The following is a 23251-nucleotide window of genomic DNA, read 5'->3' on the forward strand; positions in this document are numbered from 1 at the left end:
TCAGCATCTTAATAATATAGATTTATCCGGTATCGAGTTTATTAAATGCCAGGTTACCGGGCCTTTTACCTTTTGTTTTGGCATAACCGATTCAGACGGTAAGGCTATTTTTCATGATGAGGTATTAAAACAGGCAATGATTAAGGGGTTGGGTATGAAGGCTCTTTGGCAATTGGATTTATTCAAGAGGTTCGGAAAAAAAATGATTATGTTCTTTGATGAGCCATTTTTGACTGGAGTAGGCTCGGCATACACGCCAATTGACCGCAAGGATGTAATTGAAGTTTTCTCTGAACTTACTGATGGTCTAAAAGATAAGAATTGTTTTGTGGGAGTACATTGTTGCGGCAATACGGATTGGTCTATGCTTACGGATTGCCCGGGAATAGAGATAATCAATTTTGATGCTTTTGAATTCCAGGAGAGGTTTGTGCTCTATTCGAATGATCTAAAGGCTTTTTTAAAAAGAGGGGGGATTATCTGTTGGGGGGTTGCTCCTACTCAGGGGTATGACGGCAGTCAAACTCCTGATATTCTGGCTCAAAAGATAAAAACTGGCTTAGGCATATTGGTTAAGAAGGGAATTGACCGTGATCTTCTGCTGAAAAGACTACTTATTAGCCCGGCATGCGGTTTAGGAACCTTGGATACGCGCAAGGCTGAAGAGATTTTGAGCCTGCTTAATCAAACCAGCGCGTTTATCCGTAAAAACCTCTAAAACACGGGGACGGTTCTGTTTTTAACAGAACCGTCCCCTGATTTTAAGCCAACTAAATAAACCATTTGACAAAGTCAATCTTAAGCTATATAATTAAAAAACTTTTGTTTGGCTTTTTTTAGGAGCATTATGAAAGAAATCAGAATTCATGCCCGCGCAGGCCAGGGCGCAATCACTACAGCAGCATTATTGGGGTTTAGCTACTTTAACGAGGGTAAATACCCGTATGCTTTTCCAAACTTCGGAGCAGCCAGAATGGGCGCTCCGATGAACGCCTTTGTGCGCGTAGATACCGATCCGGTACGTTTGCGCAGCCAGATCTATGAACCTGACTATGTAATTATCGTTGATCCTACCCTTATGCGTGGGTTTAACTGTTTTTCCGGGCTAAAAGATGATGGGATAGCTATTATAAATGGTAAAGAAGACCTGGTATTGTCTAAGTTAAAAGCCAAACAGAAAGCTTTTATCGTTCCTGCTAATGATATTGCTTTAAAAAATATCGGGCGTCCCCTGGGCAATACCGCTTTGATCGGTGCATTTGCAGCTGCTACCGGAGAATTGAAATTAGATAATCTTATTGCGGTAGTTAAAAATCGCTTTAGCGGCAAGGCTCAAGAAGGCAATGTTGCGGCAGTTAAAGAAGGTTTTGAATTTGTTAAGAATAAATTAAAAGGATAAAATGTTCGGGCCATTAAACGTAAATCCATTAAAAAGTAAAGGCGCTAAGACCGGTACCTGGAGGACTTTAGTTCGTCCGCATTTTTTACATAAGAACTGTATTTCCTGTAAGTTGTGTTTACAGATTTGCCCTGAAGGCTGTATTTACGGAAAAGAAAAGAACACCTATTCCGTAGATTACAATTTTTGCAAGGGCTGCGGCTTATGCGCGGATATCTGCCCGAAAAAAGACATTGAGATGGTTGGCGAAGAATCAAAAGAAGAGGATAAATGAAAGAATTTATAGAAGGATCACACGCAATAGCAGAAATTATTAAGGCAACTAAGCCTGGTGTAATTTCTGCCTATCCGATAACTCCCCAGACGCATATTGTTGAAGATTTGGCGCAGATGGTGGCAAATAAAGAGCTTGATTCTCAGTTTGTTAATGTAGAGAGTGAGCATTCTGCAGCCTCTGTGGTTTTAGGGGGTTCAGCCACCGGTGTGCGCGTTTATACGGCGACTAGCTCCCAAGGTTTATTTTATATGCAGGAGGTGGTTTTTAATATCGCCGGAATGCGCCTACCTGTGGTTATGACTTGCGCTAACCGCGCAATAAGTGCACCCATTAATATCTGGAATGACCAGCAGGATTCTATATCGTTGCGCGATTCCGGATGGTTTCAGATTTATGCCGAAGATAACCAGGAGGCAGTCGATTTCCATCTTATTGCTTATCGGCTGGCTGAAGATAAGAGAGTAATGCTTCCGGTAATGGTCTGCATGGACGGATTTATTCTTACTCACGGCATGGAAACAGTGGATATGCCGCAACAGGATAAAGTAAATAAGTTTTTACCAGCGTATAAACCTTTATATAAATTAGATACGGCCAACCCCGTCTCTATGGGGCTTTTAGCTGATCCGGATTATTATATGGAAGCGCGTTTTGCTATCCAGGAAACAATGAGAGAGTCAATCGGATATTTATCCGAGATAAGTGGCGAGTTTAATGCTGTTTTTGGACGAGATTATAAAGATTTGCTGGTTGAGGAATATCAGACTAAGGATGCCGAAAAAGTGATTGTGGCTATGGGTTCGGTTTGCGGCACGATCAAGGAAGTAGTTGATGAGCAGCGGGCAAAAGGCAAAAAAGTCGGGCTCCTACGTATTATCACCTACCGGCCTTTTCCTTATGCAAGAGTTTATGAAGCTTTAAAGGATGTGGCAAAAGTTGCGGTTTTAGATAAGGCCGTTTCTTTGGGGGCTTATGCACCGATTGCCGTTGAGATAAAAGCGGCATTTTATGGCAAGAAAAAGGGTCCGAAAGTGGTTAGTAGCTTTGTTGCAGGTTTAGGCGGGAGAGATATAACATTGGAATCTGTTCATGAAGTATTTAGAAGGCTCAATGCCAAGGAAGTTAATTCTGATTTTATAGATTTAAAACCAGAGTTACTCAAGGAAGAATATGGAGAATAGCCCTTTATTTAGATCAGGACATACCGCTTGCGCCGGATGCGGCCAGGCAATTGCTGCGCGCCTTGTCATTGAAGCCGCCGGAGCTAATACCATTGTCGTCAATAACACCGGCTGCCTAGAAGTTTTTACGACTAAATATCCGGATACTGCTTGGGGAGTGCCGTGGATCCATTCATTATTTGAAAATTCCGCGGCCGTTGCCTCAGGTGTCGAAGCAGCGCTGATATATTTAGGAAAAAAGAATGCCACTAATGTTATTGCCCAGGGCGGAGATGGTTCGACCGGCGATATTGGCCTTCAGGCATTAAGCGGCATGCTTGAGCGTGGCCATGATATTTTGTACGTTTGCTATGATAATGAAGCATATATGAATACCGGAGTACAACGTAGCGGGCTTACTCCTTTTAATACCAATACTACCACGAGTCCCGCAGGCGCGCAGTCCTCGGGAAATATTCGGCCCAAAAAACCGGTACCTGAGATTTGTGCTGCGCATGGGATTCCTTATGTAGCTTGCGCTTCTGTGGGTTTTCCGCAGGATTTATCGCGTAAAGTAAAAAAAGCATTCTCTATAAAAGGCCCAAAATATATTCAGATACATGCGTCTTGCCCCTTAGGTTGGCGTCATGAAGCAAATCAGATGCTGCCAGTGGCAAAATTAGCAGTAGAAACAGGGCTTTATCCTTTATTTGAATATGAATTTGGAGTATTAGCCGGCCGTAAACAAATTACTCCTAAACCGGTTGAAGAATATTTAAAGACCCAAGGCAGATTTAAACATCTCCTCAATAATCCTGAAGAGGTTAAAAAAATTCAGGAGATTGCGGATAATAATATAAAGAAGTACAATCTGAAGTTAGAATCTTAATAGGGGGAGGTAGACATGGGAAAGCAAGCAAGAGCGATTGTCGATGTAAGCTTAAAAGACCTGGTTAAAGATTTAAATAAAGCATATTGCGATGAGTGGTTGGCATTTTATCTTTATTGGTATATGGCCCAGATTGTTTCCGGGCGCGCCTATGAAGATATACAGGAGATGCTCCAGAAATTAGCCAAGGATGAATTAGAGCACGCCGGTGAATTGGCGGATTTAATCACAAAGTTAGGGGATGTTCCGCCAGCTAATCCGATGGATTTAGAAAAAGGAGCCAATTCCCCATATTTAATGCCTCCGAAAAATACTGCGGATATTAATCGTATTATCCGTATTGTGACTGAGGCAGAAGCTGGGGCAATCGAGGTTTATAATAAAATTGCCAAGAAGACACTTGGTAAAGATAATGTTACCTATCAGCTGGTTACTCATATATTGAGTGAAGAAGTTGATCATGAAGAGATGTTTGAAAATCTTTTGGAGAGATAGATACACCCGGCCGCTAATAAGCGCCTGACCCTTAATGGAATTGGGCCAGCGTTCGCCTGTGGCGAAGAATTGCGCCGGTGTTGTGTTCGTACACAAGGAGAGTTAACATGTCAAAGGTTACGGTTGATGCTTCCACATGTGTAGGGTGCGGTTTATGTGAACAATCATGCCCGGATGTTTTTGAGGTGCAGGGCGATGGGATTGCTCATGTTAAGGCGCAAACTTGCGCGACCTGTAATTTACAGGAAGTGGCTGATTCTTGTCCGGTTAATGCAATTAAAGTAAGTTAAAAATAAAGGGACCGTTTCTATTTTTTTATCAATTGTATCGTTAAAATAGAAACGGTCCCTTTATTTATTGAGCTTTTTTGACTAACCCTTCAGTGAAATTAACAAAAATCTCATTTTTCTTTTCGGATAATAACTTCTGGCCAAATTCCGCCTTTTCTTTAGCGAATTTAGCCTCATCGATTGGCTTAATTGAACCTAGCTTGATAATATAATAGCCTTTTTCATTAGAGAGGATACTGCTTATTTCTTTATCCTTTAGTTTTTTTGCGGCATCCCAAAAAATCCCCGCAGCAGCTAAGTTTTCAATCTGGCCGCTTGATTTAAAGAAGGCAGTTTTTATGGTTTTTAGGCCACAGGCGGCAGCTGCTTGTTTAAAATCTAACTTCTTTAATTTTTCTTCGCACTGCTTTATTTTATTATCTGCCATTTTTTTGGATTCTTCTTTAATCAGGGCCTCTTTAACCTTATCTTTGACTTCAGCTAATTCTGGAATACGTGTTGGTATATCTTTAGTGGGAGGCGTCTTAAACATTGCTTTATTCTTAGTAAAGTAATCGGAGATTTCTTGCTCAGTAGGTTTGATTTTTGCAGAAAAATCTGAAAATAAGCTCCTGATATACTCAATATTTAGTTCCTGGTTTACTTTTAAGTACTCCTGTTGAATTAATTCGTCACTTAATTTTATGCTTGCAGTGACCTGATCGTAAAGTTTAGCCAGGATTAAATCTTGGCGCATCTGTTCTTCGTAAATACGCGGTTGGAGCCTGAAGACATAGCGTAAGGTTTCGATGTAGGTTTTATTACTAAAACCGTTTTTATCCTGAAAAAAGGGCATTCCCTGGATCGTGCTGACAAGTTCTTTATCACTTACTATGATTTTACGTACTTTTGCTTCATGTAAAAGTACAAGTCTTTGCCAAGCCTGTGCTTCTAAGTTTAAGTATTTTTCAATATCAGGTAGATTATCTCCAAATCGCACTAGGGCTGCAGTCTTTACAGCAGACAGCGATTCTTTAAGTTCAAGATTTGAAACATTGCGGCCATAGATTTTTCCGACAACGGCAGTTTCTTCTTTATTGCGAAATGCGCCCCCAAAGCCCCAAAGAGAAAAGGCAGGGATAATAATTATAGCCAGGCCAATCCAGACTTTCTTTGCAGTTTTCTTATTACGTAAAATCCTTAACATTTTTGTCCTCCGGTTATTTATTAATTATAAAGCAAAATAAGCCGATTGCAACATTAGTTTTTAAACAAAGGGGACGTTTCCCTTCTTTATTGGAGGGAAACGTCCCCTTTGTTTTGCTCCTTTTTTATTTGCTAAAAAGGTTACTATTTGGTATAATTATTCTCTCAAACAACAAAGGAGAACCTCATAATGATTGAACGCTACAGCTTAGCGCAGATGAAGGGTATCTGGCAGGAGGAGTTTAAGTTTAAGACTATGCTTGCCATTGAGATACTTGTTTTGGAGGCCTACTCCACGAAGAAAATTGTTCCTACCCAAGCAGTAAAACGCATTAAACAAAAAGCCAGATTTAATTTATCAGAAATCAAAAAAATCGAAGCCAAGACTCAACATGATGTTGTGGCATTTGTTTCTAATGTAGCCCAATATATAGGCAAGGATGCTCAGTATTTACATATGGGCCTGACCTCTTCTGATATTTTAGATACTACGTTAGGCGTGCAGTTAAAAAGCGCATCCGATATATTAATTGAAGACTTGGAAAAGTTGCTTAAAGTTTTAGGGAAAAAGGCTAGAAATTATAAAGATACGGCTTGTGTTGGCCGTACACATGGAGTGCATGCGGAACCGACCACATTTGGTTTAAAACTTGCGCTTTGGTTTGATGAAACAAAACGTAATTTAGCCAGGTTAAAATTAGCCGGGGAGGGAATTTCTTTAGGGAAACTTTCCGGAGCCGTCGGTACATATTCTAATATCGAGCCCTATGTTGAAACTTATGTTTGTAAAAAGCTTGGGCTTAAACCGGTAAATATCGCCACACAGGTAATACAACGGGATGTATACGCACAATATATGGCAACGCTTGCGGTAATCGGCGCATCATTGGAAAAATTTGCTACAGAAATAAGGCATCTACAGAAAACAGAAGTTTTAGAAGTTGAAGAGCCATTTGGCCGCGGGCAGAAGGGCTCAAGCGCTATGCCGCATAAGCGCAATCCGGTAATTTGCGAGCGTATCTGTGGCTTGGCCCGCCTGTTGCGTGCAAATGCTCAGGTGGCGTTAGAGAATGTGGCGCTGTGGCATGAGCGTGATATCAGCCATTCTTCGGTTGAGCGTGTAATCTTTCCTGATTCTACTTTGGCATTAGATTATATGTTGAATAAATTTATTGAAGTAGTAAGCGGTATGAAGGTTTATCCGGATAATATGTTGGCTAACCTTGCTAAAACCCGCGGACTGATTTTTTCCCAGCGGGTTCTAATTGCATTAATGAATAAAGGATTGGAAAGAACCAAGGCTTATGATTTAGTGCAGAGGGCAGCTATGCAAACCTGGCAAGGCGGCGGTAATTTTAAGGATAATCTTTTGTCTTTACCTGAAGCAGCCGAATATTTAAGCGCTAAAGAACTCGATAAGATATTTGATTTAGATTTTTACTTGCGCAACGTAAATAAAATTTTCTCAAGGGTCGGATTATAATTTAACCCTGCCTTTTTAAACCTCGTTAATAGATATGCAGTATAAAATCGAAGTAGTGGATAAGCCCGGTATTTTTGACGCTGTCGGCCAGGGTGTAGCCAGGGATATTCTTGATCTTGGGATTGCTAGCGTAAAAGAAGTAAAGTTTATCCAGGCTTATATCCTAGAGGGTAATCTTGCAGAAGGCCAAATCATAAGTATTTGTCAGGAGCTTTTAACAGATAAGGTAGCGCAGGATTATAAAATTTTATCTGAAGTTTCAAAAAACCTATCCAGAACCAATCAACATATAGTAGAAGTAGCCTATAATCCGGGCGTAATGGATCCGGTTGAGGCATCAGTTTTAAAAGGTATCAAAGACTTAGGGATTACTTCTGTTGATTCGGTAAAGACCGCCAAAAAATATATCATCTTTGGTAAGCTTTCCTCTAGTCAGTTAAAAACTATTTCAGAAAAACTTCTTTATAATAAACTTATTCAGCATGTAGTTAGCCCCAGTATATCTGAAGGGGATACTAAGTATTTACCCGGATATCAGTTTAATCTTATTAAGGTGGATTTGTTAGGAATAAAAGATACTAAGCTCTTAGAGATAAGTAAAAGAGGCCAACTTTTTTTAAATTTAAACGAGATGCGTCAGATTCAGGATTATTTCCGTAAGATTAAACGCAATCCCACTGACTGTGAGTTAGAAACAATTGCCCAGACCTGGTCTGAACATTGTTATCACAAAACCTTCCGCGGCAATATTGCTTATAAAGAAAGTAAAGCTACGCCTGAACTTGGTAATCGAGCCATCAAAAGCCTGCTTAAGTCGACAATCATGAAAGTTACTCAAGAATTAAATAAGCCTTGGTGTGTTTCTGTGTTTAAGGATAACTCTGGAGTGATTAAGTTCGATAAAGAAAATAATATTTGTTTTAAGGTTGAGACGCATAACCATCCTTCGGCGCTGGAGCCCTTTGGCGGCGCCAATACCGGTATCGGCGGAGTAATCCGTGATTCTATGGGCACCGGGCTTGGAGCAAAACCGATTCTCAACAGTGATATCTTTTGTTTTGCGCCGCCGGACTTAGCGTTAAATAAGGTCCCGGTTGGTTCATTGCACCCTAAACGGGTAATGAAAGGGGTAGTTAGCGGGGTGCGTGATTATGGGAATAAAATGGGAATTCCCACAGTAAACGGGGCAATATTATTCCATGAAGATTTTGTGGGTAACCCGCTTGTTTATTGCGGCACAGTAGGGATAATTCCTAAAGATAAAACTTTTAAACAAACCAATAAGGGTGATTTGATTGTGGTTGTAGGTGGGGCAACCGGGCGCGACGGAATACACGGAGCAACTTTTTCATCAGGTGAATTGACTCATGAATCTGAAACTGTCTCAAGTGGCGCAGTGCAGATTGGCAATCCTATTGAAGAGAAAAAAGTTTTGGATACGATTTTACAGGCGCGCGATCAGAATTTATATACTGCCATTACCGATTGCGGAGCAGGAGGATTATCCAGCGCAGTAGGGGAAATGGGGTCTGAATTAGGAGCCAGGGTTAATTTAGATAAAGTTCCTTTAAAATATTCCGGCTTGTCCTACATGGAGATCTGGATCTCTGAATCGCAGGAAAGGATGGTTATTTCGGTACCACCTGAAAACATTGATAAATTAACCGCCATATTTGCTAATGAAAATGTAACTGCTACGGTAATCGGTGAATTTACCGGTAACAAAAGATTAGAACTCTATTATCAGGATAATTTAGTTTGTGATTTGGATATGCAATTTTTACATGAAGGCATACCACAGATTGCCAAAGACGCAGTTTATATTCAAAGCAAACACAAAGAGCCAAAGATTACTGGGAAGAAAAATTTTACCGGTGATTTATTAAAACTGCTGTCACATTATGATATTTGCTCTAAAGAGTGGGTGGTGCGCCAGTATGACCATGAAGTGCAGGGTGGTTCAATTATCAAACCTTTAGTCGGACTGCAAAATGATGGGCCAAGCGATGCCAGTGTAACCCGCCCGTTATTTGATTCTAATAAAGGAATTATTATTTCTAACGGCATAAATTTCCGTTTTGGTTTTATCGATCCTTATTGGATGGCAGCTAGCTGTATTGATGAAGCCTTGCGGCAGGTCATTAGTGTCGGTGGCTCGTTAAAAGAGGTAGCGATTTTGGATAATTTCTGTTGGGGTAATCCCGATAAGCCCGATCGCCTGGGTGGCTTGGTACGCGCAGCCTATGGTTGTTATGATACTGCTAAAGCATATGGGGTACCGTTTATTTCCGGCAAGGATAGTTTTTATAATGAATTCAGCGTGCATGGTAAATCTACCCCAATTCCGGGTACATTGCTGATTTCGGCAATCAGCGTAATGGATGATGTAAACAAAGCAGTGTCGATGTATGCCAAAGAAGCAGGTAATTTAATTTACATTGTCGGCAAAACCCGCGATGAATTAGGGGGTTCGCATTATTATGATTTATACAAGGCAGTGGGCAATAGCGTGCCAAAAGTTTATTATGAGGAGGCAAAAAAGTCTTTTGCAGCTTTAAGCATAGCAACCGAAAAAGGCCTGGTTAAAGCGATGCATGATTGCTCTGATGGAGGCTTAGCTGTGGCTTTGGCGGAGATGGCTTTTAGTGGTGGATTAGGGATGGAGATATTTCTATCGGAAGTACCTTTTGCTGAAACTATCCGTCATCCTGAGCCCTTGAGCGCAGCGAAAGGCGAAGGATCTCGTTTTAAGATTCTTCGCCCGCCACTGAATCAATGGCGGGCTCAAAATGACGTACTCTTATTTTCCGAATCTAATTCACGTTTTGTAGTGGAGGTAGAGAAGGCCAAGCAGAAAGAATTCGAAAAACTTCTTAAAGGTTCTTCTTTTGGCTTGGCAGGATGCCTAACTGCTAAAAATAATTTTAAAATATATGGTTTGGACGGAAAAGTTTGTGTGGATGCGGAAATACCTGAATTGAAAGAGGTTTGGAAGAAGCCGTTAAAATGGTAAAAGCTAAAGTTTGTGTTTTAAGAAGCGCCGGAACCAATTGCGATAATGAGACTGCGGCAGCCTTTTCGCTCGCCGGAGCCCAAACGCAATTATTGCACATTAATAGTTTAGTCGGCGGCGCAAGGATCCTCGATGATTTTCATATTCTGGCATTACCCGGAGGGTTTAGTTATGGCGATGATATCGCATCAGGAAAAATATTTGCCAATGAGTTAAGATTTAAGCTTGCTGATTCCCTGCGTAAGTTTATCCAGGATGGAAAATTGATTATCGGTATCTGCAATGGTTTTCAGATTTTGGTCAAAAGCGGATTATTACCGGGAGGTAAAGAATTAAAACAGGATACTAGCTTAATCATTAATGATTCCGGAAAGTTTGAAGACCGTTGGGTGTATTTGTTGCCGGCGGGTAGATGTATCTGGACAGAGGGATTAAAAAAAATTATTTATCTGCCAGTTGCCCACGGAGAAGGAAAATTTATAACCCAGGATAAGAATCTATTAAGTAGATTGAAGAAAAATAAGCAGATAGTTTTTCAGTATTGTAATGTCCAGGGTAAATTATCCGGCTATCCGGATAATCCCAATGGCTCAACAGAAAATATTGCCGGTATTTGTGATGAAACCGGTAGAATTTTAGGGTTCATGCCGCATCCGGAGAGGCACATATTTAGCAGGCAGCATCCGCGTAATTGGAATTTAAAATCTAAAATTGGCGATGGCTTACAAATTTTTAAGAATGGGGTGAAATATGCTAAAGAAAATTTATAATGATGAGCCTAAAGAGTATTGCGGTTTATTTGGCATAACCAATAATAAACAGGCGGTATGGCTTACCTATCTTGGACTTTTTGCCCAGCAGCATCGTGGACAGGAGGCTTGTGGTATTGTCGCCAATAATCAAGGCGCGCTCTCCATACATAAAGATATGGGCCTGGTTAGTGATGTATTTAGCGAACAGGTTTTGAGCCGTTTAAAAGGAAATATAGCAGTAGGGCATGTGCGCTATTCTACTACCGGCTCAAGCGTTTTAAAAAATGCCCAGCCGCTTTTAATTGATTATGCCAACGGTTCAATTTGTATTGCCCATAACGGAAATCTGGTGAATTCATTTGAACTGCGCCAAAAATTAGAGAGAAGCGGTTCTATTTTTCAAACCACAACTGATTCAGAGTTAATTATTCATCTTATGGCGCGCAGTAATAAGCGTAGTTTGGAAGATAGTTTGATTTATGCTTTAAAGAGAGTGAAGGGGGCGTATTCATTGGTAATGATGAACAGTGATTATCTGATGGGGATGCGTGATCCGCACGGTTATCGGCCATTATCTTTAGGAAAATTAGGGGGATCATGGTGTTTTGCTTCTGAAACCTGCGCCTTTGATTTAATCGGCGCAAAATTTGTGCGTGAAATTGAGCCTGGAGAAATCGTCTTTATTCATAAAGACGGCGCAATCAGATCAGTTAAGCCGAAAGAATTAGTTGCTAGTCACTGTGCGTTTTGCACATTTGAGCATGTTTATTTTTCGCGGCCTGATTCTTATGTGTTTGGCGAAGTTGTGCATACGGTGCGCAGGAAATTAGGCGCGCAATTAGCCAAAGAGCATCCGGTAGATGCTGATTTTGTCGTGCCGGTGCCGGATTCGGGGTTCTCGGCGGCATTAGGTTACTCGCAGGAATCCGGAATTCCTCTGGAAATGGGTATTATCCGCAACCATTATGTCGGCAGGACATTTATACAGCCAGCGCAGGATTCCCGTGATATGGGGGTGCGCGTAAAATTTAATATTTTAAAAGATATTTTAAAAGGTAAGCGCATTATTATTGTTGATGATTCAATTGTGCGCGGCACTACTTCTAAAATTCGTGTGCGTAATCTGCGCAAGGCCGGGGTTAAAGAAGTCCACTTGAGAATTTCCTGTCCGGCGCATCGTTTCCCGTGTTTTTACGGAATTGATTTTCACCGATCAAGTGAACTGATTGCCAATAAATATGAAACATTAGAGAAGATCAGTAAATACCTTGAGGTAGATAGTTTGGGGTATTTGAGTTTAGAAGGGATGCTGAGTTGTTTTAGGCATTCTAAAAATAACTACTGTGCTGCCTGCTGGACGGGAAAATACGCGGTACGGGCAGAAAAGAGGCACAGTAAATTTTCTTTAGAGAAACGCTGCTGCGGACAAGGGGAGCTGCAAACATGAAGATAACTTATAAAAATGCCGGAGTAGATATAAAAAGCGCAAGCAACTTTAAATCAAAACTAAAGCCTTTAGTGCGTAAATCATTCCGCAAAGAAGTATTAACGGATATTGGAGGTTTTGGTAGTTTTTTTAAATTTGATAAAAATAAATACAAGGATCCGGTTCTGGTTTCATCAAGCGATGGCGTGGGGACAAAGCTTGTAATTGCGAAATTAGCCAACAAGCATGATACCGTGGGCATTGACGCAGTGGCAATGAATGTGAATGATATCCTTTGTACCGGAGCAGAATCATTATTTTTCTTAGATTATGTTGCTTTTACTAAAGTTAAGGAAGGAGTTTTACTAGATGTAGTTAGAGGGATAAATGATGGTTGCGTTGAGGCGGGATGCTCTTTAATCGGCGGAGAGACAGCACAGATGCCCGGGATGTACCGGAAGGGTGAATATGATATTGCCGGTTTCTGTGTGGGGGTTGTAGAGCGGAATAAAATCATTAACGGTGATAATATTGAGGTCGGTGATATAGTAATTGGCATCGCTTCTAGCGGCCTGCATTCTAATGGTTATTCTTTGGTGAGAAAAGTTTTTGGGCCTCTTGAGCTTAAAAGGATGTCCGCCCAACTACTTAAGCCTACGCGAATTTATGTTAAACCCATCCTTGAGCTATTGCGTACGCATGGTAAGTCGGTACACGGAATCAGCCATATAACGGGTGGCGCATTTTACGATAAGATCAGCCGCATACTGCCAAAAAATATCAATGTGCATATTGAGAAAAATTCCTGGAGGGTACCGGAGATATTCCGCCTTATTCAAAGTAGAGGCAATATCGAAGATAAGGAGATGTATCATACTTTAAACATGGGTATTGGGTTAGTTCTAATTGTTAAACAGATTTCAGCCAGCGTGATAATGAAAAAATTATCCGAGCTAAACTTAAAATCTTGGATTATTGGCAAAGCAGTCAAAGGAAATAAATCCGTAGAAATAGTTTAATAGTAATTTCCTAGTGACAGTCACAAAAAACGTGACAGTCACTTGATCACAAAGGAGGAGAGAGATGGGTTTACTAGGAATGATAATTGTTGCTGTATTCGTAATTTTCTTAATGGGAATTAGAATTGTGCGCCCTACGCACCGCGGGTTAGTGGAAAGGTTTGGTAAGTACAATCGTTTTGCCAATCCCGGATTTAATTGGGTATTTCCGATAATTGAAGTTATCTATCAGATTAATATCACTGAGCAGATGGTTGATGCTGAGCCGCAGGAAATTATTACTAACGATAACTTAAACGCCAAAGTCGATGCTCAGGTATATTTCAAAGTCAAGGCGGATGAAGCCGATGTTAAGAATTGCCAGTATAGCGTAAATAACTATCAGTGGCAGATTGTAAATTTAGCGCGTACTACATTGAGAAATATTATCGGCACTTTGACTTTAAAATCCGCAAACAGCGAAAGAGGAAAAATTAACGCTGAATTGCATAAAACTCTTTGCGAAGAAACCGCTAGTTGGGGCTTGGAGATTGTAAGGACTGAATTAAAAGAAATTGATCCGCCTAAAGATGTTCAAGAAACAATGAATAAAGTGGTAAAGGCTGAAAACGAGAAAATCGCGGCAATCGATTACGCTACGGCCACTGAAACCGCTGCTGACGGACAGAAGAGGGCGGAGATTAAGAAAGCCGAAGGAATTAAGCAGGCGCGCATATTAGAGGCAGAAGGTGAAGCTGCAGCGATTAAGCTAGTTAACGAAGCAGCAGAGCATTATTTTGTAGGTAATGCGCAGGTGCTACGTAAGCTGGAAGCGGTTGAGAAGTCATTAGTGAATAATGCCAAAATTGTTATCCCGGCAAATACTGAGCTAGTCAACGTAATCGGCGAAATGGCCGGCTTTTTACCGATAAAGAATAAAGAAGAGAAGAAATAATCTGAATAAATTCCCCTCCCCTTGTGGGAGGGGCTAGGGGTGGGGAGATTGAAGAATTCCCCCTTCCTAACCCTCCCCACAAGGGGGAGGGAATAAAACAATGATGAATATTATCGAAGAAGTTGGGAGCCTAAATAATTTGGTAGATTATCAAGACGGCTCTGTTGTTAGTAAGGAAATTATCAGGAAGGACAAAGGGACAGTTTCGCTTTTTGCTTTTGATAAGGGGCAGGGGTTAAGCGAGCATACTGCGCCGTTTGACGCGTTAGTTTATATTTTTGATGGTCAGGCAGTAATTACTATTACTGGAAAGCAACATTCTTTAAAAGCAGGGCAGGTTATTATTATGCCTGCAAATAAACCGCATTCTTTAAAAGCTATCGAACGCTTCAAGATACTTTTAGTAATGATTAAGGCTTAATAAGAGCCTGGAAACAGTTTCCAAGCTAATCGGGAAATGGGGTAATCTGGTGAAAATTTTCAAGTTATGGGGGCCGGTAGTAGTTTGGGCGGGAGCTATTTTTTATTTCTCGAATATTCCTGACTTAAAGACAAATCTTGAGTATGATTTTTTCTTAAGAAAACTAGCGCATATTAGCGAATATTTTATTTTAACTTTTTTTCTGTATAGGGCATTTAAGGGTTCATTCAATATAGATAAACTTGGCCTTTTTATACATCCGGCTGCTTTTTCGTTGATTTATGCTATATTGGATGAGATCCATCAGTATTTTGTTGTGGGTAGATATTGTTCCTCGGTCGATGTTTTGATTGATAGCATTGGAATCATCGGCTTCTATATTTTTATTAAATTCAAGAAAGGATGCTCATGTTTGACAAAATGAAGGGTTTGTTTGAGATGCAGAAGAAGATGCAGGAGGTAAAGCGGGAATTGGATAACATGAGTTTTGATATTCAAAGCTCGGATGGTGTGGTTAAAATTACCATGAATGGCTCTCAGGAAGTAAAAGAGGTCATAATTAAAGATAATCTCGGAGAATCAGAAAAAGGGCGCCTGAATAGTTCATTAAAAGATACCTTTAACCGCGCAATCAAGCGTTCGCAGGAAGTGGCGGCACAGAAAATGAAGGATGTTACTGGTTTCAATATACCGGGGCTTACATAATGTTTATACTGTCTAATTTTATATCCGCAGCTGCCAACATCCTGGAAGTTTTGTTAACTATAATATACTGGTTAGTGATTATCCGGGCGTTGGTTAGTTGGGTAAATCCTGATCCGGGTAATGCTATTGTGCAGTTTCTTTATAAAGTAACCGAGCCGATTTTAGAACCGATAAGAAGGCGCCTGCCTTTAAATTTTAGGTTTGGAATCGACATTTCTCCCATAATTGTAATTCTTGCGATTATGTTCTTAAAATCATTTTTAATAAAATCACTTTTTGATTTAAGTATGTGGATAAGATTTAAATGATGAAGAAAGCATTCAAGAATATCTTTTGTGCCGCAGTAATGATTCTGTTTTCGACTGTATTGTTATGGGCAGGAAATTGGGAAAAGCAAGGGGATTACTATTTTCTTACCAAAGATAACCGCGATAATTTCAGCCTGCAGGGCGCAGGGCCGAATAAATTTGCCCATAAATATTTGCAATACGATGGAATAAAATTTCTTGTTGCTGGGCCTGGCGATTGGCAAGATTACGGAAGGCTTAATCTTGAATATGACAATATGTTTAGCCTACCGATACATAGTGGGATAAAGGTTGATGAGGTGCATCTTTTGGCGGGAGGTAATTATAGTAATAGTTATGAACACGATGCATCAATGCGTTTATATGGAGACAAATATTTTTATGCTGTGCTTATGATAATTTTTATTTACGAGGATGGTACTTATAAAGAACAATCTGTTCCGGTTTACTGGGATTGGTTTCACATTGGCCCTGGTACATGGCTTAAGGGTAATGCGCGAATTAAGTCTCTGGGTGAAAATCCGGTACGTAAAAATTGCAATATGTATCACATTAGTTTTATTAATCCTGCGCCTTCGGCACAGGTAAAGAATATATTGATTACAGATAGCTGGATAGGGGATCGGCCATTTTCTGATGTTTTTGCGCTGACTTTAAAGTCTTCTGATGAGATAGAAGTAGACAGTACCCCGCGTTTATAGCACCCGGCCCTTAATGGAATTGGGCCGGTGTCCCCTTGTAGGGAGATTTGCGCGGGTGTGCCCTCGTGGGCAAAGAGAGGATAAGTAAATGCGGATTTTAGTAGTAGGCTCTGGTGGCAGAGAGCATGCGTTAGTCTGGAAGATTAGCCAATCAAAATTAGTGGATAAGATTTTCTGCGCTCCCGGTAATGGCGGGATCAGCCAGCTTTCCGAATGCATTGATATAAAAGCTGAAGATGTGTTTGGTCTACTTAAATTTGCGCAAAAAGAAAAAATTGATTTGACCGTAGTCGGGCCGGAGGTAGCTTTATCATTAGGGATTGTCGATGAGTTTGAAAAAGCGCATCTGGCAATTTTTGGTCCAAATAAGTTAGCTGCGAATTTAGAAGCAAGCAAGATTTTTTCTAAGGAGCTGATGGCAAAATATAAAGTGCCCACAGCTAATTTTAAAATATTCGATAGTGCTGATGAGGCAAAAAAATATATTGAGAAGATCGGCGCGCCTTGCGTAGTTAAGGCAGATGGATTGGCCGCGGGCAAAGGCGTGGTTGTGGCTAAAACCGTTGATGAGGCAAAAGATGCCGTGACGGCGATGATGCAGGATAAGGTTTTCGGTGATGCCGGCAAAAGAATAATTATTGAAGAGTGCCTTACAGGCCAAGAAGCATCTATCCTTGTAATTACAGATTCAAAAGAGGTGGTGGCTTTGGCATCGGCACAGGACCACAAAAGAGTATTTGATAATGACCAAGGGCCTAACACCGGCGGAATGGGCGCTTATTCACCTGCGTCTATAGTTACAGCGGATCTTTTTAAAGAGATAATGAAGAAAATAATTTATCCTACCATTGATGGCTTGGCTAAAGAGGGAATAGATTACCGGGGAGTGTTGTACGCCGGAGTAATGTTGACTAAGGATGGACTAAAAACCTTAGAGTTCAACGTTCGCTTCGGGGACCCTGAAACTGAGGCAATATTACCCAGATTAAAATCAGATTTAGTAGAGGTAATGTTAGCAACTAGCCAGGGGAAACTTTCAAAAATAAGGACTTTGGAATGGGACAGCCGTGCCTGTGTTTGTGTGGTTTGTGTCAGCGCAGGTTATCCGGGTAATTATACTAAAGATAAAGAAATCAGCGGGCTTGATCAGGCTGCTAAGTTAGATGACGTAATTGTTTTCCATGCCGGAACCAAGAAAGTCGGAAATAAAATTGTAACCAGCGGCGGTAGAGTTTTAGGAGTAACCGGTTTAGGCGCCACAATTAAGGATGCCATCAATCGAACGTATGCGGCGGTAGAAAAAATAAATTTCGAAGGAATGCATTTTAGAAAAGATATAGGATCTAAAGCAGTAAAATTCTAAGTATCTGTGTCATTGCGAGTCCGCCGAAGGCGGACGAAGCAATCTAATAAAAGATTGCTTCGTCGCTGTCGCTCCTCGCAATGACACCAGATTTATAGGAGGTTCTTATGAGTAAAATAAGCATAATTATGGGCAGCCAGTCGGATCTGGAGACGGTGAATGAAACAATTAAGGTATTAAAAGAATTTAAAGTTGATTTTGAGGCTAAGATTTTATCCGCGCACAGGACGCCTAAAGAGGTGGCCCAATATGTAGAGGCAGCTCCTGATAAAGGAATAAAAGTTTTTATTGCTGCTGCCGGAATGTCTGCGGCTTTGGCCGGAGTGGTGGCTGCGCATACAATTTTACCGGTTATTGGTATACCTATTGAAACCAAAAATTTAAAAGGCCTGGATTCACTTTTATCAACCGTGCAGATGCCTCCGGGAATTCCGGTTGCCTGCATGGCTATTGGTAAGAGCGGAGCAAAGAACGCGGCACTTTTCGCGTTAGAAATACTTGGCATAAGTGATACTAAAATCCAAGCCAAGCTTCTTAATTACAAAAAGCAGATGCGCCTTAAAATTAAGCAGACTAAAATCAAATTATGAGCCTGACAAAAGTTATAAAAATCAATCCTGTTTTACTTGATGAGGCGCATATTAAAGAGGCAGCTAAAGTTATAACTAGTGGCGGATTGGTGATTATCCCTACAGAGACTGTTTATGGAGTTGCTGCTAGCGCTTCAAACAATAATGCGCTGGATAGGCTTTATGAAGTTAAGCAGCGGCCTAAGGATAAACCTTTTGCGTTACTAGTTGCGGATAATGAGATGGTAGAGGAGCTTGCCCGGGATATTCCCTTAGCCGCATATAAACTAATGCGTAAATTTTGGCCGGGGCCGTTGACAATTATATTAAATGCAGTTAAGGGAGGCAAGATTGGGTTACGTATGCCAGATAATCAGGTTGTTTTAGAGATTATTTATGAAGCCCAGGTTCCGCTGGCATGCCCTTCTGCAAATATCTCTGATCATTCTGCGCCGGTTGATTTTGCGCAGGCAATTAAAGATTTGGATGGCTTGGTGGATTTAGCCATCGATGCTGGCCAAACGAAATTAGGAGTAGAATCTACGGTAGTTGATTTAACCGTTGAGCCATTAAAGATACTGCGAAGCGGTGCGATAAAAGATGACCAGATAATGGCAGCTGTGAAATCCAAAAAAATACTTTTTGTCTGTACCGGCAATTCCTGCCGCTCGGTAATGGCCGAAGCGTATTTAAAAAAACTTTTAGCAAAACAGGGCAGGACTGATGTGGAGGTAAGTTCAGCCGGAATGATGGCGCTTGAGGGTATGGGTGCCAGTGAAGAAACACGTGAGGTACTGGCAAAAGATGGTATAGATGTCAGTGATCATCGCACCAAAAGAGTAACTAAGGAATTAGTTGATGGAGCGGATATTATTTTGGTGATGGAAAAAATACATGAAGAGAGGATTTTACAGCTTGCGCCAGAGGTTAAAAATAGGCTTTTTTTATTAAAGGAATTTGCTAGAATAAATGACAGTAACTTGAATATTGCCGACCCAATAGGAGGGTCTTTTGAGTTTTATCAGGAGATTTTCTATACCATTAAAGACGCTGTAGAAAGGATAAGTAAAATTATATGAGTAAAATATTAATTGCTTCGGATCATGCCGGGTTTACTTTAAAAGAAAAACTAAAAAATTTTCTTGAGAAAAAAGGAATCGGCGTAAAAGATTTGGGAACCTATTCCAAAGAGCGTTGCGATTATCCTGTATTTGCGTATGAGCTGGCTAAAGATGTATCCGAGGGTAAATCTACCAGAGGAATACTAATCTGTAAAAGCGGAATCGGTAATTCTATTGTTGCTAATCGTCTACCGGGTGTGCGCGCTGCGCTTTGCCATAATATTACTATAGCCAGATTAAGTCGGGAGCATAACGATAGCAATGTTTTGGTGCTGGGTTCAGCTTTTGTGAAAGCGGATTTGGCAAAGAGGATTATTTCGGCATGGCTTAATACTAAGTTTTTAGGAGGAAGACATCTTAAAAGATTAAAATTAATTAACCAGATTGATAAAAACATACGCGTAGACACCCGGCGCTAAGTGGAATTGCGCCGGTGTTGTCTAGGTAGACAAGGAGTTGTGCAAAGTGAAACATTTAAAGAAGACAGATCCGCAAGTTTACGCTGCAATCCAAAAAGAAATAAGGCGACAGAATGATAATTTGGAGATGATTGCCTCGGAGAATTTTACGTCGCTGGCGGTGTTAGAAGCGCAGGGCTCGGTGTTAACCAATAAATATGCCGAAGGATACCCGGGTAAGCGCTGGTACGGAGGATGCGAAAACGTTGATATTGTTGAAACTCTAGCAATAGAACGGGCTAAAACAATATTTGGCGCAGAGCATGTAAATGTCCAACCGCATTCCGGCTCACAAGCCAATATGGCAGTTTATTTTGCGGCGATAAATCCGGGTGACACAGTATTAGCTATGGATCTAGCTGCCGGAGGCCATCTTACTCACGGCCATCCGCATAATTTTTCCGGTAGATTTTTTAAGATGGTTGGCTACGGGGTAGATAAGAAAACTGAAGCTTTAGATTATGACGTAATTCAGGAATTAGCCAAAATCCATAAGCCAAGAATGATTTTAGCAGGCGCATCAGCATATCCCAGGACTATTGATTTTAAAAGATTCCGCCAGATCGCAGATAGCGTCGGGGCGTACCTCTTCGTGGATATGGCCCATATCGCAGGCTTAATCGCAGCCGGAATTCATCCGTCACCTGTGCCGTATGCTGAATTTGTAACTTCCACTACACATAAAACTCTACGTGGTCCGCGCGGAGGTTTTATTTTATGTAAAAAAGAGTTTGCCAAAAAAATTGACAGCCAAATTTTTCCCGGAATTCAAGGTGGGCCTCTAATGCATGTAATTGCGGCAAAAGCTGTGGCATTTGCCGAAGCCCTAACCCCTGAATTTAAACAATATCAGATTCAGTTGGTTAAAAACTGCGCGGAGCTAGCTAATGCGTTAGAAAAAAAAGGTTTTCGTATTGTTTCAGGAGGTACGGACACGCATTTGATGCTGGTAGATCTAAACGCCAAAAATACTACCGGAGCAGATGCCTCAAGGATTTTGGGTGAAGTTAATATTACGGTAAATAAAAACTTGATTCCATTTGATGAAAAAGGCCCGCTAGTTACCAGCGGTATCCGCTTAGGAACTGCGGCGGTAAGCACGCGTAAAATGAAAGAGAAAGAAATGCAGAAAATTGCCTCTTTAATCAATGATGCCTTAGAAAATCAAACAGACCTGCAAAAATTAGCGCAGATTAAAAAAGAGACCATTGCCTTAACCAAGAAATTTCCATTATATCCGGAGCTGTTATAAAGATGAAAAAGAAAACAATAATACATAAGCGTCCATCCGCCACTAAGGCGTTGGCGGAGGGCCGGCAAAACATTGATAGGGTGCGGCCGACCTGGGATGAATATTTTTTGGAGATGGCTCAGCTTGTTTCTAAAAGGTCAACCTGCTTGCGCCGCAGCGTGGGGGCAGTCTTAGTAAGAGACAAAAGAATTCTGGCTACCGGTTACAACGGAGCGCCTAGCGGCCTCAAGCACTGCATTGAAATCGGCTGCCTGCGCCAGAAATTAAATATTCCATCCGGAGAGCGCCATGAACTCTGTCGCGCGCTGCATGCGGAGCAAAACGCGCTTATCCAGTCATCATTGCACGGAATAAGTGTCAAAGGCGCCACATTATATGCCACTACCCAGCCTTGTGTTATTTGCGCCAAAATGCTAATTAACGCCGGAATAAAAGAGATTGTGATTACCCAAGGTTATCCGGATAAAATGGCGATTGGGTTATTGAACCAGGCAAAAATTAAAGTAAGGAAAATAGCAACAGCTTGATTACCAGAAATATGACAGTGTCATTGCGAGCCCGAAGGGCGAAGCAATCTTTTAAAGGATTGCTTCGTCGCTGTCGCTCCTCGCAATGACACAAATACAAAAAATATGAGATGCCCGTTTTGCGGATTTAAAGAAGATAAAGTTGTGGATTCCCGCGCTACCGGTGAAGAATCGGCGGTCAGGCGCAGGAGGCAATGCTTAAAGTGCGGTAAGCGCTTCACTACTTATGAATATATTGAAGAGAATTCTCTGCTGGTGATTAAAAAAGACGGCCGCCGTCAGGCATTTGACCGCAAAAAAATATTAGCCGGAATAATCCGCGCCTGCGAAAAAAGGCCGGTGGGTGTTGATAGGATGGAGGATGTAGTTACGCAGGTTGAGCGTGCCATCCAGAAAAAGAGCGACCGGGAGGTTTCAGCAAGCCGGATCGGTGAACTGGTAATGGAGAGGCTCAAATTAATCGATGATGTCGCTTACGTACGTTTTGCCTCAGTCTACCGCCAGTTCAAAGACGTCGGCCAGTTTATGGTGGAATTAAAAGATATTCTAGGTAAAGATAAGAAAAAGAAGTAATTAACGGTTTCGCAATAGCACCAGTGTCATTGCGAGGAGTCCGACAACGTTTCAGTGGCGGACGACGAAGCAATCTAATAAAGTCAGTATAGGAGGGACCGTCCCACAAGGGACTGTCCCTTTTTTATTTTGTTAGATTTTACCACTTCCTTCGTCTATTGTAGTAGCAAGTTAATAACCTTGACATAATATACCAAATATGGTATATTTTAAGGGAGAGAAGCATGATTAAGAAATTGAATTTTGTAGGTTCATCTCAAGAAGATATTAAGGATTTTCCGGAAGAAGTACGTTTAGACATCGGTTATGCGCTCTTTGTAGCTCAGAGAGGGGAAAAGTCGGAAGCGGCAAAGCCTTTGAGGGGGTTTGGTGGAGCCGGAGTCTTGGAAATCGTTGAGAACTTTGAGGGTAATACGTATCGGGCAGTTTATACCGTGAAATTCTCCAATGCGCTGTATGTGTTGCATTGTTTTCAAAAAAAGTCCAAACACGGTATTAAAACGCCACAACAAGATATTAATTTAATTAAACAGCGTTTACGAACAGTAGAAGAAGAGTATAATATATATTATAAATGAGGGGTATTTACTATGAGCATTAATAAAAATATTCATAAAGGAAGTGGTAATGTTTTTGCGGACATCGGGCTTGCTTTTCCCGAAAGAGTCCAAGCTCGGGCTGAGATAATGTTACTCATTGCGGGAATCATCAAAAAACGCGGCCTGACCCAAAAACAAGCATCTAAGCTTTTAGGGATTCCTCAGTCCAAAGTTTCCTGTTTAGTCAATGGTAAGCTTAGTATGTTTTCTCTGGATCATCTTTTCCAGCTATTAAATTTATTAGGTAATGACGTCGAGATCACCGTAAAACCGAAAACTAAAGCTGAAAGAATAGCCACAACACACGTTTTACAACTGGCTTAAGAATAACC

Annotated in this window: 28 protein-coding genes; 27 read left to right on the forward strand and 1 reads right to left on the reverse strand. The window is 41.1% G+C overall.

The window, feature by feature from the left end; genetic code table 11:
• The 7 genes from PHC29_00005 to PHC29_00035 form a co-directional block, all read left to right on the forward strand.
• On the forward strand, positions 1-718 hold a 718-nt coding region (locus PHC29_00005; protein ID MDD5107882.1), incomplete at its 5' end, for a hypothetical protein.
• A 129-nt stretch (positions 719-847) separates the two neighbouring features.
• Entirely contained in the window at positions 848-1399 is a 552-nt protein-coding gene (locus PHC29_00010; GenBank protein MDD5107883.1) for a 2-oxoacid:acceptor oxidoreductase family protein, read from the forward strand.
• Position 1400: 1 nt separating this feature from the next.
• Positions 1401-1673, forward strand: a complete 273-nt coding sequence (locus tag PHC29_00015) for a 4Fe-4S binding protein (GenBank protein MDD5107884.1) — start codon at positions 1401-1403, stop codon at positions 1671-1673.
• Positions 1670-2857 carry a pyruvate ferredoxin oxidoreductase gene (gene porA / locus PHC29_00020; GenBank protein ID MDD5107885.1) on the forward strand — a complete coding sequence of 396 codons (1188 nt, stop codon included), beginning with the start codon at positions 1670-1672 and terminating at the stop codon, positions 2855-2857. Before PHC29_00015 ends, porA begins: the two co-directional genes overlap by 4 nt.
• The gene (locus PHC29_00025) at positions 2847-3725 is read left to right on the forward strand and encodes a thiamine pyrophosphate-dependent enzyme (protein MDD5107886.1); all 879 of its coding nucleotides are present in this window, start codon (positions 2847-2849) and stop codon (positions 3723-3725) included. The genes porA and PHC29_00025 overlap by 11 nt, the downstream gene beginning before the upstream one ends.
• A gap of 15 nt (positions 3726-3740) precedes the next feature.
• The gene (locus PHC29_00030) at positions 3741-4220 is read left to right on the forward strand and encodes a ferritin-like domain-containing protein (GenBank protein MDD5107887.1); all 480 of its coding nucleotides are present in this window, start codon (positions 3741-3743) and stop codon (positions 4218-4220) included.
• A 107-nt stretch (positions 4221-4327) separates the two neighbouring features.
• Positions 4328-4510 carry a ferredoxin gene (locus tag PHC29_00035; protein ID MDD5107888.1) on the forward strand — a complete coding sequence of 61 codons (183 nt, stop codon included), beginning with the start codon at positions 4328-4330 and terminating at the stop codon, positions 4508-4510.
• Positions 4511-4574: 64 nt separating this feature from the next.
• Here the strand turns inward: PHC29_00035 and PHC29_00040 are convergent, their stop codons facing one another.
• The gene (locus PHC29_00040; GenBank protein MDD5107889.1) at positions 4575-5696 is read right to left on the reverse strand and encodes a peptidylprolyl isomerase; all 1122 of its coding nucleotides are present in this window, start codon (positions 5694-5696) and stop codon (positions 4575-4577) included.
• Positions 5697-5885: 189 nt separating this feature from the next.
• Here PHC29_00040 and purB point away from each other — a divergent pair, with 189 nt between their 5' ends.
• The 20 genes from purB to PHC29_00140 all read left to right on the forward strand — a co-directional run bounded on the left by purB (position 5886) and on the right by PHC29_00140 (position 23243).
• Positions 5886-7178, forward strand: coding sequence for an adenylosuccinate lyase (gene purB, locus PHC29_00045; GenBank protein ID MDD5107890.1), 1293 nt, complete (start codon positions 5886-5888; stop codon positions 7176-7178).
• 34 nt (positions 7179-7212) lie between these two features.
• Positions 7213-10191, forward strand: coding sequence for a phosphoribosylformylglycinamidine synthase subunit PurL (purL, locus tag PHC29_00050; protein MDD5107891.1), 2979 nt, complete (start codon positions 7213-7215; stop codon positions 10189-10191).
• Positions 10185-10961, forward strand: coding sequence for a phosphoribosylformylglycinamidine synthase I (purQ, locus tag PHC29_00055; protein ID MDD5107892.1), 777 nt, complete (start codon positions 10185-10187; stop codon positions 10959-10961). The genes purL and purQ overlap by 7 nt, the downstream gene beginning before the upstream one ends.
• Positions 10942-12390, forward strand: coding sequence for an amidophosphoribosyltransferase (gene purF, locus PHC29_00060; GenBank protein MDD5107893.1), 1449 nt, complete (start codon positions 10942-10944; stop codon positions 12388-12390). The genes purQ and purF overlap by 20 nt, the downstream gene beginning before the upstream one ends.
• The gene (gene purM, locus PHC29_00065) at positions 12387-13388 is read left to right on the forward strand and encodes a phosphoribosylformylglycinamidine cyclo-ligase (GenBank protein ID MDD5107894.1); all 1002 of its coding nucleotides are present in this window, start codon (positions 12387-12389) and stop codon (positions 13386-13388) included. The genes purF and purM overlap by 4 nt, the downstream gene beginning before the upstream one ends.
• Positions 13389-13452: 64 nt before the next feature.
• Positions 13453-14322: an SPFH/Band 7/PHB domain protein gene (locus PHC29_00070; protein MDD5107895.1), complete on the forward strand. Its 870-nt coding sequence runs from the start codon at positions 13453-13455 to the stop codon at positions 14320-14322.
• 103 nt (positions 14323-14425) lie between these two features.
• Positions 14426-14743, forward strand: a complete 318-nt coding sequence (locus PHC29_00075) for a cupin domain-containing protein (protein MDD5107896.1) — start codon at positions 14426-14428, stop codon at positions 14741-14743.
• Between the two features lie 49 nt (positions 14744-14792).
• A complete protein-coding gene (locus tag PHC29_00080) occupies positions 14793-15167 on the forward strand; it encodes a VanZ family protein (protein MDD5107897.1) in 375 nt (124 codons plus the stop codon).
• Entirely contained in the window at positions 15164-15448 is a 285-nt protein-coding gene (locus PHC29_00085; protein MDD5107898.1) for a YbaB/EbfC family nucleoid-associated protein, read from the forward strand. Before PHC29_00080 ends, PHC29_00085 begins: the two co-directional genes overlap by 4 nt.
• Positions 15448-15756: a YggT family protein gene (locus PHC29_00090; GenBank protein MDD5107899.1), complete on the forward strand. Its 309-nt coding sequence runs from the start codon at positions 15448-15450 to the stop codon at positions 15754-15756. Before PHC29_00085 ends, PHC29_00090 begins: the two co-directional genes overlap by 1 nt.
• Complete coding sequence (locus PHC29_00095; GenBank protein MDD5107900.1) at positions 15753-16457, forward strand: hypothetical protein; 705 nt, start codon at positions 15753-15755, stop codon at positions 16455-16457. The genes PHC29_00090 and PHC29_00095 overlap by 4 nt, the downstream gene beginning before the upstream one ends.
• Before the next feature lie 88 nt (positions 16458-16545).
• A complete protein-coding gene (purD, locus tag PHC29_00100; protein ID MDD5107901.1) occupies positions 16546-17820 on the forward strand; it encodes a phosphoribosylamine--glycine ligase in 1275 nt (424 codons plus the stop codon).
• 107 nt (positions 17821-17927) lie between these two features.
• Complete coding sequence (gene purE, locus PHC29_00105; protein MDD5107902.1) at positions 17928-18410, forward strand: 5-(carboxyamino)imidazole ribonucleotide mutase; 483 nt, start codon at positions 17928-17930, stop codon at positions 18408-18410.
• Positions 18407-19468 carry an L-threonylcarbamoyladenylate synthase gene (locus PHC29_00110; protein MDD5107903.1) on the forward strand — a complete coding sequence of 354 codons (1062 nt, stop codon included), beginning with the start codon at positions 18407-18409 and terminating at the stop codon, positions 19466-19468. The genes purE and PHC29_00110 overlap by 4 nt, the downstream gene beginning before the upstream one ends.
• Positions 19465-19929 (forward strand): ribose 5-phosphate isomerase B, encoded by a 465-nt coding sequence (gene rpiB, locus PHC29_00115; protein MDD5107904.1) that lies wholly within the window; start codon positions 19465-19467, stop codon positions 19927-19929. The genes PHC29_00110 and rpiB overlap by 4 nt, the downstream gene beginning before the upstream one ends.
• Before the next feature lie 37 nt (positions 19930-19966).
• A complete protein-coding gene (locus tag PHC29_00120; GenBank protein ID MDD5107905.1) occupies positions 19967-21220 on the forward strand; it encodes a serine hydroxymethyltransferase in 1254 nt (417 codons plus the stop codon).
• A gap of 80 nt (positions 21221-21300) precedes the next feature.
• Positions 21301-21747 (forward strand): cytidine/deoxycytidylate deaminase family protein, encoded by a 447-nt coding sequence (locus PHC29_00125; GenBank protein ID MDD5107906.1) that lies wholly within the window; start codon positions 21301-21303, stop codon positions 21745-21747.
• A 105-nt stretch (positions 21748-21852) separates the two neighbouring features.
• Positions 21853-22320 carry a transcriptional regulator NrdR gene (gene nrdR / locus PHC29_00130; protein ID MDD5107907.1) on the forward strand — a complete coding sequence of 156 codons (468 nt, stop codon included), beginning with the start codon at positions 21853-21855 and terminating at the stop codon, positions 22318-22320.
• Positions 22321-22544: 224 nt separating this feature from the next.
• Positions 22545-22898 carry a type II toxin-antitoxin system RelE/ParE family toxin gene (locus tag PHC29_00135; protein ID MDD5107908.1) on the forward strand — a complete coding sequence of 118 codons (354 nt, stop codon included), beginning with the start codon at positions 22545-22547 and terminating at the stop codon, positions 22896-22898.
• 12 nt (positions 22899-22910) lie between these two features.
• Complete coding sequence (locus tag PHC29_00140; GenBank protein ID MDD5107909.1) at positions 22911-23243, forward strand: helix-turn-helix transcriptional regulator; 333 nt, start codon at positions 22911-22913, stop codon at positions 23241-23243.
• The last annotated feature ends 8 nt before the right edge of the window (positions 23244-23251 follow it).

Source organism: Candidatus Omnitrophota bacterium (genome assembly GCA_028712255.1).
Taxonomy (GTDB): Bacteria; Omnitrophota; Gorgyraeia; order Gygaellales; family Profunditerraquicolaceae; genus UBA6249.

Coding starts and splice junctions, on each gene's coding strand:
- PHC29_00010 (MDD5107883.1), top strand. CDS start 848: ATGAAAGAAATCAGAATTCATGCCCGCGCAGGCCAGGGCGCAATCACT.
- PHC29_00015 (MDD5107884.1), top strand. CDS start 1,401: ATGTTCGGGCCATTAAACGTAAATCCATTAAAAAGTAAAGGCGCTAAG.
- porA (MDD5107885.1), top strand. CDS start 1,670: ATGAAAGAATTTATAGAAGGATCACACGCAATAGCAGAAATTATTAAG.
- PHC29_00025 (MDD5107886.1), top strand. CDS start 2,847: ATGGAGAATAGCCCTTTATTTAGATCAGGACATACCGCTTGCGCCGGA.
- PHC29_00030 (MDD5107887.1), top strand. CDS start 3,741: ATGGGAAAGCAAGCAAGAGCGATTGTCGATGTAAGCTTAAAAGACCTG.
- PHC29_00035 (MDD5107888.1), top strand. CDS start 4,328: ATGTCAAAGGTTACGGTTGATGCTTCCACATGTGTAGGGTGCGGTTTA.
- PHC29_00040 (MDD5107889.1), bottom strand. CDS start 5,696: ATGTTAAGGATTTTACGTAATAAGAAAACTGCAAAGAAAGTCTGGATT.
- purB (MDD5107890.1), top strand. CDS start 5,886: ATGATTGAACGCTACAGCTTAGCGCAGATGAAGGGTATCTGGCAGGAG.
- purL (MDD5107891.1), top strand. CDS start 7,213: ATGCAGTATAAAATCGAAGTAGTGGATAAGCCCGGTATTTTTGACGCT.
- purQ (MDD5107892.1), top strand. CDS start 10,185: ATGGTAAAAGCTAAAGTTTGTGTTTTAAGAAGCGCCGGAACCAATTGC.
- purF (MDD5107893.1), top strand. CDS start 10,942: ATGCTAAAGAAAATTTATAATGATGAGCCTAAAGAGTATTGCGGTTTA.
- purM (MDD5107894.1), top strand. CDS start 12,387: ATGAAGATAACTTATAAAAATGCCGGAGTAGATATAAAAAGCGCAAGC.
- PHC29_00070 (MDD5107895.1), top strand. CDS start 13,453: ATGGGTTTACTAGGAATGATAATTGTTGCTGTATTCGTAATTTTCTTA.
- PHC29_00075 (MDD5107896.1), top strand. CDS start 14,426: ATGAATATTATCGAAGAAGTTGGGAGCCTAAATAATTTGGTAGATTAT.
- PHC29_00085 (MDD5107898.1), top strand. CDS start 15,164: ATGAAGGGTTTGTTTGAGATGCAGAAGAAGATGCAGGAGGTAAAGCGG.
- PHC29_00090 (MDD5107899.1), top strand. CDS start 15,448: ATGTTTATACTGTCTAATTTTATATCCGCAGCTGCCAACATCCTGGAA.
- PHC29_00095 (MDD5107900.1), top strand. CDS start 15,753: ATGATGAAGAAAGCATTCAAGAATATCTTTTGTGCCGCAGTAATGATT.
- purD (MDD5107901.1), top strand. CDS start 16,546: ATGCGGATTTTAGTAGTAGGCTCTGGTGGCAGAGAGCATGCGTTAGTC.
- purE (MDD5107902.1), top strand. CDS start 17,928: ATGAGTAAAATAAGCATAATTATGGGCAGCCAGTCGGATCTGGAGACG.
- PHC29_00110 (MDD5107903.1), top strand. CDS start 18,407: ATGAGCCTGACAAAAGTTATAAAAATCAATCCTGTTTTACTTGATGAG.
- rpiB (MDD5107904.1), top strand. CDS start 19,465: ATGAGTAAAATATTAATTGCTTCGGATCATGCCGGGTTTACTTTAAAA.
- nrdR (MDD5107907.1), top strand. CDS start 21,853: ATGAGATGCCCGTTTTGCGGATTTAAAGAAGATAAAGTTGTGGATTCC.
- PHC29_00135 (MDD5107908.1), top strand. CDS start 22,545: ATGATTAAGAAATTGAATTTTGTAGGTTCATCTCAAGAAGATATTAAG.
- PHC29_00140 (MDD5107909.1), top strand. CDS start 22,911: ATGAGCATTAATAAAAATATTCATAAAGGAAGTGGTAATGTTTTTGCG.